General features: G+C 47.8%; 14 protein-coding genes. 2 read left to right on the plus strand and 12 right to left on the minus strand.

Annotation, left to right across the window (positions count from 1 at the left end; all coding sequences use genetic code 11):
• Window positions 1–2: 2 nt before the first annotated feature.
• The 9 genes from QF049_RS17855 to QF049_RS17895 all read right to left on the minus strand — a co-directional run bounded on the left by QF049_RS17855 (window position 3) and on the right by QF049_RS17895 (window position 10,303).
• Window positions 3–935, minus strand: a complete 933-nt coding sequence (locus QF049_RS17855; RefSeq protein WP_307539340.1) for an ABC transporter permease — start codon at window positions 933–935, stop codon at window positions 3–5.
• The gene (locus QF049_RS17860) at window positions 932–1,927 is read right to left on the minus strand and encodes an ABC transporter permease (RefSeq protein WP_307539342.1); all 996 of its coding nucleotides are present in this window, start codon (window positions 1,925–1,927) and stop codon (window positions 932–934) included. The genes QF049_RS17855 and QF049_RS17860 overlap by 4 nt, the downstream gene beginning before the upstream one ends.
• A 49-nt stretch (window positions 1,928–1,976) precedes the next feature.
• The gene (locus tag QF049_RS17865; protein ID WP_307539344.1) at window positions 1,977–3,635 is read right to left on the minus strand and encodes an ABC transporter substrate-binding protein; all 1,659 of its coding nucleotides are present in this window, start codon (window positions 3,633–3,635) and stop codon (window positions 1,977–1,979) included.
• Between the two features lie 288 nt (window positions 3,636–3,923).
• Entirely contained in the window at window positions 3,924–4,463 is a 540-nt protein-coding gene (nikR, locus tag QF049_RS17870; protein WP_307539346.1) for a nickel-responsive transcriptional regulator NikR, read from the minus strand.
• 52 nt (window positions 4,464–4,515) lie between these two features.
• Window positions 4,516–5,529, minus strand: coding sequence for an alpha/beta hydrolase (locus tag QF049_RS17875; protein ID WP_307539348.1), 1,014 nt, complete (start codon window positions 5,527–5,529; stop codon window positions 4,516–4,518).
• A gap of 92 nt (window positions 5,530–5,621) precedes the next feature.
• Window positions 5,622–6,557, minus strand: a complete 936-nt coding sequence (locus QF049_RS17880; protein WP_307539350.1) for an AAA family ATPase — start codon at window positions 6,555–6,557, stop codon at window positions 5,622–5,624.
• A gap of 459 nt (window positions 6,558–7,016) precedes the next feature.
• Window positions 7,017–9,044 (minus strand): hypothetical protein, encoded by a 2,028-nt coding sequence (locus QF049_RS17885; RefSeq protein WP_307539352.1) that lies wholly within the window; start codon window positions 9,042–9,044, stop codon window positions 7,017–7,019.
• Window positions 9,019–9,921: an ABC transporter ATP-binding protein gene (locus QF049_RS17890; protein WP_307539354.1), complete on the minus strand. Its 903-nt coding sequence runs from the start codon at window positions 9,919–9,921 to the stop codon at window positions 9,019–9,021. The genes QF049_RS17885 and QF049_RS17890 overlap by 26 nt, the downstream gene beginning before the upstream one ends.
• Window positions 9,914–10,303 carry a GntR family transcriptional regulator gene (locus tag QF049_RS17895; protein WP_036606399.1) on the minus strand — a complete coding sequence of 130 codons (390 nt, stop codon included), beginning with the start codon at window positions 10,301–10,303 and terminating at the stop codon, window positions 9,914–9,916. Before QF049_RS17895 ends, QF049_RS17890 begins: the two co-directional genes overlap by 8 nt.
• A gap of 1,213 nt (window positions 10,304–11,516) precedes the next feature.
• On the opposite strand from QF049_RS17895, the gene QF049_RS17900 reads away from it, so the two are divergent.
• Window positions 11,517–12,422 carry a futalosine hydrolase gene (locus tag QF049_RS17900; protein ID WP_373428264.1) on the plus strand — a complete coding sequence of 302 codons (906 nt, stop codon included), beginning with the start codon at window positions 11,517–11,519 and terminating at the stop codon, window positions 12,420–12,422.
• The gene (locus tag QF049_RS17905) at window positions 12,419–13,261 is read left to right on the plus strand and encodes a 1,4-dihydroxy-6-naphtoate synthase (RefSeq protein WP_036672450.1); all 843 of its coding nucleotides are present in this window, start codon (window positions 12,419–12,421) and stop codon (window positions 13,259–13,261) included. The genes QF049_RS17900 and QF049_RS17905 overlap by 4 nt, the downstream gene beginning before the upstream one ends.
• A 480-nt stretch (window positions 13,262–13,741) precedes the next feature.
• Here QF049_RS17905 and QF049_RS17910 read toward each other — a convergent pair whose 3' ends face one another.
• The 3 genes from QF049_RS17910 to QF049_RS17920 are packed head-to-tail and all read right to left on the minus strand — an operon-like array spanning window position 13,742 to window position 15,562.
• Window positions 13,742–13,912: a hypothetical protein gene (locus QF049_RS17910; protein ID WP_307539357.1), complete on the minus strand. Its 171-nt coding sequence runs from the start codon at window positions 13,910–13,912 to the stop codon at window positions 13,742–13,744.
• Between the two features lie 3 nt (window positions 13,913–13,915).
• Complete coding sequence (locus tag QF049_RS17915) at window positions 13,916–14,539, minus strand: pyroglutamyl-peptidase I (RefSeq protein ID WP_307543304.1); 624 nt, start codon at window positions 14,537–14,539, stop codon at window positions 13,916–13,918.
• Between the two features lie 21 nt (window positions 14,540–14,560).
• The gene (locus QF049_RS17920) at window positions 14,561–15,562 is read right to left on the minus strand and encodes a Gfo/Idh/MocA family protein (protein ID WP_307539359.1); all 1,002 of its coding nucleotides are present in this window, start codon (window positions 15,560–15,562) and stop codon (window positions 14,561–14,563) included.
• Between the last annotated feature and the right edge of the window lie 65 nt (window positions 15,563–15,627).

Here is a 15,627-nt window from a genome sequence, read left to right on the forward strand (position 1 = left end):
ATTTACCTCACCTCCCTTGAACTACCTGTACCCGTCAATGTCTTCAGACTGTTGCCCAATACATCAAACGCACGAACAACCAGCAACAATGCCAGTCCAGGGAAAAAAGCGAGCCACCACATGCCAGCAGATAAATATCTCATCGACTCTGACAAAATAATTCCAATTTCTGGTTGTTGTGGGGACAACCCCAGCCCCAGAAACGTAATGGCTGCTTCATGCAAAATCGCATGGGGAAAGATTAGCAATACGCCCACGAACAGCTGCGGGACCAGATGTGGCAGCATATGTTGCACCGCAATCTGTAACCGCGATTGACCCAACCTGTGTGAAATCTGAATGTATTCTGCGGATTTCAGTTGAATCATCTCCGCTCTTACAATCCGAGCCAGATTTGGCCAGTGAGTCAGCGCAATCGCTGCCGCCACTCCTGCCAAACCTCCACCGAATACAAAGGCCAGCATAACCAGCGATACCAGATGAGGTACACTCAGGAACAGGTCGATAATCCATGAGATTACCCGGTCAGCAGCCTTGCTTGAAGCGGCAGCCAAACCCAATAGCATTGCGATCAATCCGCCACCACATGCAGCAAGTAATCCCACTTGAATGCTGGTTGCCAAACCTTTTAATGTACGCATGAACATATCTCTTCCAAGCCAATCCGTGCCAAATGGATGCGCCCAGGTTGGAGCCAAATTCCGATCCATTAATGAAGTCAGCGTAGAACCAGCCGGAAGCAGCCTGCCCGTCAACCACACAATGGCAATCCAGATCACCGCGAGGCTTCCCCAGATCACCGCTCTTTGGCGAGGATTTCGGAAACGTTGATTGCTGGCGGCCATGTACCGTACCTCTTGATTCGCAGTTTTCACTTTCTGTGCTTCGGCTGTTTCTGCCGTCTGCTCGGAGGAGCGTTCTAGCGTCTGCTTCATGACATCAGCTCCTCCTTCATCCGTGGATCAATCAAGCGATACAGAATGTCGGCCACCATATTACCTGTGAAAACAAAAATCGCACTGCACATCACAAGTCCAAGCAGCAGTGGAACATCTCCACGCAACCCCGCCTGAACCGTTGCCTGACCAAGGCCTGGGTATGAAAACACCTGTTCTGCAAGCACAGCCCCACCGAATAGTTCACTGAACGAAGCAAACTGCAACGTGATGGCTGGCAAAACAACATGTCTGAACCCATGCCGACGGAACAGCTGAAATCCACGCTCACCCCGCGCTCTCGCAAACAGAATATAATCCGACTCCAGCACATCTGTAAGCTTCTGCCGGGTATGCAAAGCGATGGAAGCTACTCCGGTCAGACTGAGAGTCAACGCTGGCAGAATCATATGAATAGCCCGATCGCCCCAGGTCACCTGATCAGCCGACATCCCTGCGGGTACCCCAAGACCAACTGGAAGCCATCCGAGCCACACCCCAAATACCATCAGCAGCAACAGCGCAATCCAGAATACCGGCGTGGAGGCCAGCGTATAACAATACCAGCAGATCAGACGATCCAGCTTCGAATCCCGTCTCATGGCAGCAACTACACCAAGAGTGAAACCAATGATGCCGGATAATATCCAAGCTACAGCCATAAGCGCGACAGAATTCATGAACCGTTCCTGAATAATATCCGCTACAGGTTGTCTGTAGATCATCGAAGTTCCCAGATCTCCCTGAATAAGCGCTTGTCCCCAAGTGAGCAATCGTTCTGTAGGGGATTCATTCAATCCCCACCGTTCTTCGATAAGACTGCGCTGTTCGGCGCTTACCCTGATCATGTCTCCACCAATGTAGGCTTCAATCGGGTCCACAGGAGAGAATTGCATTAATAGAAAAGACAACACACTGACTCCAACCAATAAAGATACAAGTCGCAACACTTTAAAACCAACAAATCTGGCCCATCCATTTCTGCCCGTCATCCAATCTCTCCCCAATTCAGGCTAAAGCTACTGCTAGGTTTCCTATTTCCTACTTCGTGCTGTTATCCCAGGACCATTCCTCCAGATTGGTTGTCACCGGCCAGCCGTGACCATGGGGATGGATCTGCTGCTCACCAATGTTCAGTCCTTTCGTAACCAGATACAGATGATCTATATTTACGAGCCACGCCCAAGGTGCATCCCCCTGATAACTGAAACCTGTTGTGCCATCCCATTCCGCTTTTTGCCAGAAGGGCAATGCCTCTTCCTCACTGGTTGCCTGAAGGGCCTTCTCCATCCATGAATCCACGACAGGATTACTGTACAGTCCTACATTGTAATATCCTTCTCCCTTGTGGGTACTGCTATAGAGGTTATACGTCTCCAGTGGATCATGGCTGCCCCAACCAAATAATACAGCGTTGGAGTAAGCCAGCTTTTTCGTCTCTTCACGGCTTTTGCCTTCAACATTGATTTTAATTCCCGCCTGGGCAACCATATCCGCAGTAGCTAACGCCAGAGATTGTCTTGTTAAATCACCTGCAAAATAAAGCAGATTGAACTCGGCCTTAACTCCTTTTTTCTCGACGATACCGTCACCATCCGCATCTACCCAGCCACCAGCGGCCAGAATCTGCTTCGCTTCTTCGAGATTGGCATCTGTAAATACAGCTTCCGCATTACTCCAAGGCAGATCATCACTAACGGAATAGGCTGGACGACCGTACCCTTCCAGTACACCCTCAACCAAAGCCTTACGATCAATCACAACATTCACCGCTTGGCGAATGGCCAGATCGGATGTCACATTATTTCCTGCGGGAAGACCATCTCCCGACTTGGCACCAGCAGGTTGCATGGGGAACATGATGCCACGGTTATCTACGGTTTTCACGGCCTCCAATGTCATGCCATTCACCTGTTGTTTGCTAAACGCTGCCGGGATAGCAGCGATATCCACCGTACCTGCCTGTGCAGCGGCGTAGGCTGCATCTTCATCCAGATAGAGGAAGGTGAGTTTGTGGAATGCAGACTTCTTACCGTAATATTCTTCATTGGCTTCAACGATAGCCTGTTGTCCTTTGTCCCACTGAACCAGCTTGTACGGTCCTGATCCGACCGGGTGTTCTGCATAATCAGCGCCATAGGCGTGTTCAGGTACAATGCCAAGTGTCGTCAGCAGACTGATGAATGTAGACTGCGGCGACTTCAGTGTAAATACAACCGTGCTATCATCAGGTGCCTTCACATCAGCCATATTTGTCAAATCAATGACAGACCCACTCTGAGCAGCCGTATCAAACGTAAATTTTACATCTTCAGCCGTAAGCGGCTCCCCATCAGAGAATTTTACATCGTTCCGAAGTGTAACCGTCCAGGTCAGCCCATCTTCACTAACTGAGTATGCCGTTGCCAGATCGTTAACCAGTTGTAGCTTGGCATCCCTCTTCAGCAAGGTACTCTGGAAAAGTGGTGACCCATATTGCCCCCATCCGGTTGTTGGATCAAACCCACCTTCCGGCTCGGTGCCAACGGCCAGCACCAATTCGTCTTTGGTTGAGGTTGTTCCTGATTGTCCATCCTCTACTGACGAAGCTGTTGGCGCTGTGCCCTGTGCACAACCAGATAAACCAATGGAACATGCAAGCAAGATGCCTAATCCTGTTCTAACTTTTCGTTTTCCCCATCTCCATGAAAATCTGCCCATTCTGGTCGTTCCCCCTCTTAATATGTGCTGCACTCACTTTTTTCGTGTTACTTTTTAGAGAAATTGTAGCACAAAACATAAATCATATGTCAACAAAGTTCACTTCATAATCCATATTTTTTCATTTTTCAGAATCAATAAATAAAAAGTTATATAACCGAGCATTTGTAGCGCTCTATAAAGTCAGGTATTATAACAAACAAAAAAAAAAACAGACAGTTGGCATCTAACCAATAGTCTGTTTTTTAGATTTGCTATATTTTCATAGAAATTACACTCGTATTTGTCTTACTCCGTAGAGCGATGATGATGATGGCTGTGACCATGCTGCCCCGCACTGTGATTATGATCCAGGCTTTGATCCGGATTGTGATCCTGACCGCTACTCTGAGCATGGGCTAGTTTGTTGAGCTCATCTACATAAGTCACGGAGAGCTCCGCATACAATACCCCTTTTTGCACCTGGATCTGTTGATGCAGATGACGCAATCGCCCCAGATTCCCTCGTACGGCAATAACCTCCAGGCATTGGTCATGGTTCAGGTGCACGTGCATATTGGAAATGATGTCATGATGCGCCTCATGTTGCAGCTCCATCAAACGAATGGGAAGATCACTGATATGGTGATCGTAGACCATCACAATGGTGCCTGCCACATCCTGGTCGGATTGTAATGCAGAAGGTTGCAGTAATGTTTTGCGAACAAGATCACGGAAAGCCTCAGATCGGTTTTTGTATCCCTGTTCCTCAATATAATGGTCAAACTGCTCAATCAGAGGTGTAGGAAACGCCACCCCGAACCGGGTCAAATCTTCTTTATCTGCCATACTTCTCCTCCTGCGCCCTCATTTGCTTCGAGTGTACCACAGACTTGTCTGCTCATCGACTATACTGTTGCATGAATCGTACTGCCGAATGTATCGCCTGTTGTCCAGCGTCACTCTCCAGATCAAATTGATAATCATGTCCCAGCTTCTCTGATGAGTTCGAGAAAAACAAGGTTTCCACCTCAACATCAAGGCGCTTCAATACTTGCGCGAGCTCAATCGATTGACTGGTCAACGGGTCATCATTGCCTGAGGTAATAAATGCAGGCGGGTACTCTGATGTGGCCTGAAGCACGGTCGACATTTCATGCAGACGTGGATAGTCTTCGAATGTTTTGACTCCCGTATATGACCAGAGAAATGTCCGTATGAGTGGAAAGCCTGTATTGGCTACCGTACTTAGATTGTATGGACCACAGAATAGAAGAACCCCACGCAACTCTTCCGGCTGGGCGGCTGGCGTTATATTCATCAGTTTGGCGAGAGAAGGATTGGTCACCACTGCCGCAGTCTGACTTGCAATCTGGGCACCTGCCGAATTGCCTGCGAGAAATATGTTTTCCGGGTCACCCTGATACTCACTGATATGTTTCTTCACGTAACTCAAAGCCTGATTTGTCTGGACCACGGGAATGGGATATTTCATATCCGGTGCGAGCGCATAATTCATACTGACCACAACATAGCCCTGTTTGGCTAATTGTACGGCATAATCTGCGATGTCCTCTTTATTACCCAAGACCCATCCACCGCCATGAACCCACAACACAACAGGCAAAGGCTCCGATGTTACGGAAGGATAATAGATATCCAGCGTACTGTCATTACGCCCTTCATCTACATAGGGTACATCCGCAACACGAGTTATCCCACCCGAGAGCATAGTGCCCTTGCTATTTGTGTCTGAATTAGTAATTTCAATTAATGATTTTAATAAAAATACCGTTATTTTTGGTGACCATTGTGTACCAATCCCAATGAAACCAATGATCAAAATTAGTACAACGCTGGGAATCCTGTAACGTTTACGTTTAAAACCTTTTGCCCCCGTACGTTTCGTTTCCAACTTGGACTGCAATAGTTCCACCTCGTTCCATCATCATCGAAGCGTCTTTACATCTAAAGTTGTGTACGTTGCGGAGAGAACCGGGTTTCCTCTTATTTGGGTCTCTTGGCGATTTCCTGTCTGACTTTCACATATGTAGTGGACACTTTTTGCTCCAGTGTATGAATGTTTTGTTTTGTGCCTGTCCACTTCTCTGCTGCAGAAGCCAATGTGTTCAATGAGCTGAGTATACGTGACGTTTGGCCTTGCTTTGTATTCTGTTTGAACTGTTGTAGAGCGTTGGAATATCGTTCTTTTGCCAGACTTGCCTGTTTTTTCGCCGTTTGAATCTGTTTCTTCGCGGAGTCGGCCCCTGCTAGCATAACTCGTAAACGTTTTATTTCAGCGCTCTTCTGTTTACGTGCTTCAGCAAGTTCCTTTTTCTTGATCCGGATGTCTTCTCTGGCAAGTTTCACAACAGGTCTCAACGTCTCCGCCTGAGTGCGGATCGCTGCACTCCATTCCTTATTTTTGATGGCCTTGGCTGCATCCAACTGTCGATTGACTGAACTATAGAGGGCGAATAGCGGCTCATAGCGGGCCTGTGTTTGCTTTACCTTTTCAGCTAGAGCTACGACCTTCGCGTCATCGGTTTGTCTTATTTCTACACGTAATCGCTCCAGCTCTGCGGTATTGGCGGCATGAAGTGTCTTTATTTTTTGTTCCCAAGCCTGCTCTTGAGCCTTCCAGTTCCCCACTTTCTCGTACGCTTGCTTCAACGTTAACTTGGTTTGTGCATCGGCTTTGTTCAAAACGGAATCCCAGGCTTTCTGCGCTGTTACGCCAAGATCTATGCCCGCAGCCTCCACTGAAGAAGCAAAATAGATCGTGCCTGCGCTGAACAGAATCACAAGCCCTATAAGTAGGCGTGATCCGAAAATAAGATGAGCGAATGATGACAATTGACGACGCCGGACGTTACTTTGTTCCATCATGTGACTATAGCTACCTGCTATTGGAGAAGGGAATAGAATGTCACTCGTCTCCATTAAAGATATATCTTCTGTAGCTATATCTTCGATATGCTGTCGCCCCTTCTTTTCTTCTAATAAACTGTGATGTTCTATGATGTTATGAGAGCTTGATCGTTCCAATAGGGAAGAACAACACTCCATTGCCTCCTGTTCACTTATTGTTTCCTTCCATGCTTCTGTTTGCATGCGTCTCTACACCCTTTCTTCTAAAATATTTAGCAGAATAGCCAACGAAATCAGCGAACGACAAAAAAGCACCCGCAAGTCAGGCATTTGCCTGCTCTTACGGGTGCTTCCCTCATAAGCCGTTCCATATGAGATTCGATTGAACGAGTCGCTCGAACCTTTTCTTTTTCTAATATATTCCATTCGTTGTATCTGGTCAAGTCGTGCTAGTTTGACTGGTCTAATATCAACCCATCAATCAACGGGAGAACCCTTCCCGCTTATAGTTAACAACTGATACAGCTCAGCTTATTGATTGACCAGAATAGCTTTCATTTCCTCGGTCAGATCCTCTTCTTTTAGCATCATATAGATGTTCTCGCCACGAGTCACATTCAACTTAATCTGGTAGATGGTATCTTTCTCTGTTTTATAACCAGAGCGTTGACGTTTGAGCAGATCGCTAATGATTTCTTTATTTTGGGTTGCGACCTGCTTCTTGATGCTTAGACTCCCATCGATGTATTCGGGCTGCGGATTTGCCCATTGAAGCGAACCCGGACTGTTGATCTCCTGCTTCACAAACTGTGCGGAGACAATCTCGTCTGCCTTGACAAGCAACTGGTCGTATAAGTTGTTCTCCTTCAACCAGGCCAATACCCGATCGTAGCTAGGTTTGATCTCAAAATTCCACATCTCTTTTGGTTGAGTTGGATCTTTCGAAGACGAATCCTGATTCATCTCTGCGTAAGCAAACGACTGCCACGGAGAGCGCTGTTCTTCGTAGGTCTGATCCAAAATGTCCTGTCTCAAGAGTTCCTTGAACTCACGGACTTGCTCCGGATTGCTAATGTACACCTTCCGGAATGAGCTCATGGCAGAGCGAATGCCAAAACTTAGCGCATCCTCTTCCAGCTTATACGTTTCAAATGCGACTCTTTTGTAATCCTGGGACTGTTTCAGAGCCATTAATTCCTGTTGGAATTCGGCTTCTGGAATGTAGTATTTGCGTTTCATCACCTTGCCGTTATCCAGCTTGTAATTAATAAATACATACTCATCATCACGCATACCTGGATTGATTGGATCATTCAATAAAGGAAGATCGGAATCCACGATTTTTTGATGAAGATCGATAACTGCCCCCATGTATTCCGGATCATTGGAATAGAGGTGCCCGTCATCCATTTTCTGATTGACACCGTTACTATAGATATAACGTTCTCCGCCAAGCTTGATGCTGTTCACCTTGTTTAGTTCAGGCACTCGCGCAGCGTATCCATTCCAGTCGGCAATAGGTACGTACAGTATCAGACCAGCGATAATACCATATAGAATCATCTTGGGTAGTAACTTGCTGCTCCAGATCAGCCATGTTTTGCGAATAATCATCTCGGCAACGATATAGCCTACAATGCCACCGAGAACATATCCGAAGATTCCCCATCCAGCTGATCCTCTTGGAGCAATAATAGTGAAGTAAGCTCCACCAATCAGAACCAACGTAAACATTAAACCAAATCGGAATATAGGTTTCACAAGAGCAAACGTAATTGCTTGCGTAGCAGATTCAACCTGTCTTCTCGCATAGAGCACATAAGTCAGAGGAATAAACAGGATTGCGAATATCGAATAGATTATAAGTTCTCCATTAGTGACAGGAGAATAACTGATTGAAGCCACGCGAAGAACAAGCGACATTTCTTCCGAATTACGTCCCAATTCATCATACGGATATCCAAGCAAATAACGCTGGAGATGAAGTGACATAATGAACCACACGACAACAGGTAACAAGACGAGCGCGTACACGGTGAGTCCCTGCAATACAGATTGACCAATACACATGCCGACCGCCACAGTAAGCATGAACATAAACAGCGAGTAGATACTCATGCTCAAGCCCCACATCCAGATTGTACTTCCATCGAACAGAAACGCAGGTTGATCCAGTACCGCCCATACCCAGCCGGTAATCGCAGTTGTAATCCAGATTGGAATCAGGATCATGGCATATCCGGTCAACAGATTCACCGTTAACAGATGTTTACGACGTAACGGCAAACTATGGAAAAGATCCGAAGGTGCACCGGATTGAACATAGCGGAAAAGAAAGATACCCGCAGCTACCGGCAGTGTAATGGCGAACAATATCTGCACTTCACCATTAGCCTGAAACAAACTTGTAATCTGCTGTGGCACATCCCTGTACTCGGTAGCGATATATAACGGAAGTGAGAACAACAATGTGATGAGATACAAAATGCCTATCCATCCATGCTGTCTGAAATTTTGGATCAGGATGCCCCGGTTACAGAACAATCGGTTGAATATCATACCCTGCGTCCTCCATTTCATAGATAAAGATTTCTTCGAGCGTCAAAGGCAGTACATCCAGCAGATACGGGTCATGTATACGGAATTGATCGGTTACCTGTTGTCGGTTGCCTTTGACAATGTACAGGGATACACTTCCCCGTTTCTCTTCATGCAAGATATCAATCTGCTCATCCATGGCTCTCGCGTGGTCCGGGTGGCGGAAAGCGACCTGGATTTTATGCGTATCGGCCTTCAGATCATCGAGATCCTTCTCTACAATAATTCGGCCTTTGTGCATAATCGCCACATGGTCACACAGATCTTCGATCTCACGCAAGTTGTGCGACGAGATGACAATGGTTACCTGACGCTCAGCTGCTTCCTGGAACAGCAAGTTTTTGATCTGCTGCCGCATGACCGGGTCAAGGCCGTCAATCGGCTCATCCATCAGCAGCACTTCAGGCATACAGCTAAGTCCCAGCCATACGGCTGCCTGACGGCGCATGCCTTTGGACATGCGATGTAACTTGCGTTTTACATCCAGTTTGAACACGGTAGCCAGTTGCTTGAACCGTTCCTCATTCCAGCGTGGATATACGGAACGATAAAATGCAGCCATCTGAGTTATTGAAGATTGCGGGAAAAAGTAGGGCGAATCTGCCATAAAAATTGTGCGGCCTCTGAGATCCATATTTTCATAAATCTCATTATCTTCGATACGAACAGTCCCGCTGTCCTGACGGTAAATACCAGCCATCATTTTGAGCAGCGATGTCTTGCCTGCCCCGTTGGAACCGAGCAAACCATAGATCGACCCCTTATGTATGTGCATCGTTACGCCATCCACTGCCTTTTCCTGTTCAAACGCTTTGACGACTTGATTCAGCTCAATCATGAGGCTCCTCCTTCTCTATACGGGCCATCGCTTCCTCAAACAAAAGCGTCATATCCGCTTTGGTCAAACCGGAATACGAAGCTTCTGCAATCAACTTCACCAGAGACTCTCTGATCTCATCTCTCATGGCTTCATTCGGATGTTCCACTGACGATGATACGAAGCTCCCTTTTCCCTGCAAAGAATAAATGTAACCTTCACGTTCAAGCTCACGATACGCTTTCTGAATCGTATTTGGATTCACAGTCAGCTGCGTGGATAACGCACGAACGGAAGGAAGCTGCTCGTCGGGCTTTAGAATACCGTATACGATCATTTCTTTGACTTTGTCCACCAGTTGCTCGTAGATCGCCTTACGGCTGCGTACATCTAATTCGAACATCCCGCACCTCCTTTCTGTAAATGTGTGAAATAACCTATGGGTTTTAAATGACTGTATCTGAGGTGTATGTGCAAATATCTGGGTGTAAAAAAGATGCTACCTAAGCTGTACAGCTGTACGTATTCAACTTTTAGGTGTATTAACTGTACTACTATTATTAATACAGTTAAATCGGATTGTCAACTGTTGACTTTGACTTCTTGTTTTATTGGGAGTACGTTAATAAAGATAGATCATATGGTATATTTGACATATTGTTTTTTTTTTGGAGCAGGTTCATTTCGACTTAGGACGTGGCACGATCAGGGTGACGTTCACATGAGGTGAGGCAAAACGGCTATCTGAAGCGATGTGGCTAGATGTGGCTACTCGAAGTGATACGGCTACCTGCAACCTTTGCTTGAACGCTTTTTGCAAAGGTTGTTCAGGTCTTTCCCCTTCCGTTATGATGGAGATGAAGGGTTCGACAATCACTGTATATTGATTACTATTTTGTGCGCGTTTAACCTGATTGATCGTTCTGTCTGTTATGCGTTAGATGTGTTGTGTTGTTTTGTGTTGTGTTGTGTTATAGACCTATTGTCTGCACAAACGGTAGGCCGTACAGCAGGCAGCTATATCCCAGTTAGCAAAACTGTTCATTTGCTTTAAATTCGGTTTTGCACAAATGAACTACTATATAGGGATCGGGTGTAAACACGGCCAGTTATTCATTTGGTTTGTGGTAAATAATCCGATGGCCCGATATATAATTAGCGTTGAATGGGTCGGGGCAGTCTTCAGCGTTTTCAATCGTTTATCTGTTCGTTTGGAGGGCCAACTCGTGCTGTCCACACTGAGCATACATATTGTAGATATGTCTTTCAAAGGGTGGACACGGACATGAGAAAGCACTTCGGAATTGATATCCTACATATAGATCATTTTTAATTTTATATCTGAAAGCATCTATATATAGTGTTTCATTTTCCTGGATGGATATAGTATCTTTTGAGAAAAAGTGTCCACTCTTTGAAAGACAAAATGAAGATAAATGTCCTTTTGTAGTGAACAAATATGTACCCGAATTCCATTTATATAAGTTGAACTATACATTTACACAGAAATATACAAGCCAGTAATAACTCAAAGAAGTGTAGCTAAAAGCTTGTTGTAAGAAAGATACTATGGAGGCATATGCTACGCCTCTAATACCTCATAAGGAGAATCCGAGATGAATGAACATAGACAGGATGAAGATCAGAATAATAAAGCGAACGCATCATTCGAAAATAGTGGACACCACGGTGATTCAACTGGGGAAATAAACACTTCAGATATAAGTCCGGTACAAGCAAATTCATCACAACGTGTGTTAATTGTAACCGCGGTTGATGCGGAAAAAGATGCAGTCCTCCGTGGTTTGGGAGATACGGCCGCGGAACGTTTTGACGTCATCGCTGCGGGCGTTGGCCCAGCCTCGGCCGCTGCGGGAACAGCCGCTACATTGGCATATGCCGTAGCGGCTGCAAGCACAAGGGCGTTGGCGCAGGGTTCCACTGCGCCAAGCCCATCCGATGTGGCACAGGCATCTGCCACATCTTCAAGGCCGGGGCCCCTTGCCGGAGCCGGATCTTCACCAGCCTACATGCTGGTGATCAGTGCCGGTATCGGCGGCGGGTTCCCCGGCCGGGCAGACGTCGGCTCCCTCGTGGTAGCCGACGCCATGGTTGCTGCCGATCTGGGCTCGCAGACGCCAGACGGCTTCCTTAGTGTGGACGAGCTCGGATTCGGCTCGTCCATTGTGGCGGCGGACGCGGAGCATGCCGCTCGCCTGCGCCATGAGCTGCAGCGGGCAGGGCTCGCTGTCAGCGGAGGCACTGCGGTCACCGTGTCCACGGCGACCGGAACAGCAGAGACAGCTGCGGAGCTATTGCGCCGCGTGCCGGATGCCGCCGCCGAAGGTATGGAAGGCTTCGGCGTGGCAACAGCTGCCCAACAGTTCGGCGTGCCAGCACTCGAACTGCGGGCCATATCCAACGCGGTCGGTCCACGCGACCGCGACGCTTGGCGCATCAAGGATGCCCTCGATGCGCTCCAAGCTGCAAGTTCCATTTTACGGGAGGTTATTACATCATGAAAATTGCATTTTCCCCTTGTCCAAATGATACATTTATCTTTCACGCGTGGGTGCACGGGTTGATCCCGGGCGCACCTGAGCTGGATGTCCGTTATGCGGATATTGATATTACCAATGGTCTGGCGGCAAATCCCGATGGACCCGACACACCTGAAGTGATGAAAATATCTTATGCAGCACTGCCATACGTGTTATCTGACTATGCTCTGCTTCCTGCTGGAGGCGCACTCGGCAGAGGATGCGGTCCGCTGGTTCTGACCGCAAACGGTACGACCGATCCAGCCTATCTGTCTGGACGACGGGTTGCTGTGCCGAGTGAACGCTCAACAGCATATCTATTATTTCGTCTGTGGGCAGCACAAAATGTTCCTGGTGGCGTAGGTGAGATTGTTGTCATGCCATTCGACCAAATCATGCCTGCTGTGCGGGACGGCAAGATCGATGCCGGACTTGTTATCCATGAAGCACGCTTCACGTACCAGAACTATGACCTCAAACTGATGACGGATCTTGGTAACTGGTGGGAAAGCGATACGGGTCTTCCGATTCCGCTTGGAGCGATCATTGCACGTCGCAACATGGATGCTCATGCCCTCGCGGGATGGGCACGCGCCTCCGTTGAATATGCATGGGCGCACCCCGATGAGTCGAGAGCATACGTTATGGAACATGCCCAAGAAATGGACCCTGATGTAGCTGCACAGCATATCGGCCTGTACGTTAACGAGTTCAGCGCCAACCTGGGTGACGATGGTTATGGTGCAATTACCGCACTGCTTGGGCGTGCCATGAAAGAAGGACTCGTTCCCGAGTTCGACCTTGATCTGTTGCGAATCTGACACCTATATCTGTACGCTCTATATCTAAAGAACCCAGCGCATCTTTTTTAGCCGAATAACGTGGGATGAGAATTCTAAAGAATCTCAGACATCGTATTCGGCTAGATTCGTTCATATCACCAACAAACTCGCTTCATTCCACACAATAACAATCCTACAACTCATTAGAAATTGGTATATGCGTTTTTCCAGCGAATAGCGTGCGCTCAATTCGTTAGAGTCCTGCATTGGGTACATTCCGGGATAAAAACTTTTTAACTAGCCAGGGTGATGGTGGTGTCCTAGGGTCTTGTTTTTATAAGGGCTTTGGTAGCATCAAGATACTTGCTGCAAACTAGTGGCCTCACTAACCATGTTGGACCATACATGACACACGACATAGAAAGAGCCGTCCCCTAACGTCAGACTCATGACGATGGGACAGCTCTTTTTTTCACTATATATTTAACTTCATATTTATTCTCATACCTATCATCCTACTCAACCCAAGATAGAAGCAGAAAGAAACCCATGCAACTCCACACTCTCCACGTCATCTCGGAACTCTACTGTAACCCTTCCCAACTCACCGTTCTCCCATTCACAACTGTGGTCTACGAATAAACCTTCGCCTACGTTCTGCTGCAACCGCAGCCAAACGATCGCAACCATCCCCTACGAATCAGCCACAACCGTGCGGATCATAATTCGCAGAGCATCCAGCATCACGGGTATGGGTAGCGAAGGGACGGAAGGCTGCAACACAGCCATCTCTGTCGAGGCCGGAAAGTGTACAAATCCGGCACGGATCGGAAGTTGACCTACTCGATTGTGATCCAGTACCCGGTACATCGTGTTGTTGCAGATATACGTGCCTGCTGTATTGGAGACGGCTGCCGGAATACCTGCTGCTGACATGTCATTCACCATGGCACGTATGGGCAACGTGGAGAACAAACCGTCCGGGCTACCCTCTACAATTGGCTCGTCCACGGGACGCTGCCCCTGGTTATCCGCGTAGGAGCCAGGCGGAATGTCTTTGACATTAACGGCAATCCGCTCCGGTGTGATGGACGTTCTGCCCTTGGCCAGTCCACAGGCGATGACGACATCTGGCCGATAGGTCTCCATCTCTGCGATCAGCAGGTCTGCACATTCATCGAAGTGCACGGGCAACAGTACTGTTTTTAGCTCAGCCCCCTCCACCACTTCGTTCGCAAGAGCTTCCATTAACGCTCCCGTCGGATTCACCGCATCCCCGCCAAAAGGTTCAAACCCGGATATCAGAATTTTCACCATCACACGTCAGCTCCTGTCTGTTTACTCCGATTTGTAACGCAATCCCCACTGGCCTCGAATCGTGTCCATCAGCTTCATGATTTCCAGGGATTCGTCCAGTTTAATGGTGTTGCTCTCCGTCCGACCTTCGAGGATACAGCGTCCCGCTTCTTCTGCCTCAAAAGCATAACCTATACATGTTCGATCATCCGTGAACTTCTCCGGCTCGTCCTGACCATTCACATGCAGATAGGCTTCTTTGCCCGCCAGGAATAAAGGGAGATGAATCTTGCCTTCCGTACCGTATATGACCGCTTCATTGCTGAGGTTCAGACGAATGGCAGCACTCAGTGATGCAGAACGTCCCTCGGAATAGGACAACAATACGGAAAACTGCTCGTCCACACCCGTCTCACCAATATTGGCCGTACTCCAGACATGCTGGGGCTGTTCGCCAAAGATCATCGAAGCAAAGGAGATCGGGTACACCCCTGCATCCAGCAAAGCTCCCCCACCCAGATCCGGATTAAGCAACCTTCCTTCCGGCTCCCAGCCGACACGAAATCCAAAGTCTGCTTGGAGCAAACGTACTTCACCAATTCGTCCTTCTGCAATCCATGCTCTGGCTTGAGCGATCGGCGGCAAAAAGCGTGTCCACATCCCTTCCATCAGGAAAAGGTTGCGCTCCCGTGCCGTCTCCACCAGTTGCTCCAACTGACGCGCATTCATCGTAAACGGCTTTTCACAGAGCACCGCCTTGCCCGCCTCCAGACAAGCGATTACATTCTCCTTATGCACAGGATGCGGTGTTGCCACATAGATAATATCTACCTCAGGGTCTTGAAGCATCTGATCATAAGAACCGTAAGCGCGTGCAAAACCATATTCAGCTGCAAACTTCTCCGCACTTCCCGCTGTCCGTGAACCTACCGCTGCTTTCACTGCGTTCCCGGCATGCTCCAAATCCCTTGCAAACTGGGATGCAATCCATCCCGTGCCCATAATGCCCCAACGTACTTTGTCCCGTCCCACTACTTCTGTCATATTAAAGCCTCCCTACTGCAAATTGAGTTGAAAAGGTTCATGATTCAGATAAGGCCAACATGTTA

Origin of the sequence: Paenibacillus sp. W4I10 (assembly GCF_030816325.1) — a bacterium.
Lineage (GTDB): Bacteria > Bacillota > Bacilli > Paenibacillales > Paenibacillaceae > Paenibacillus > Paenibacillus amylolyticus_B.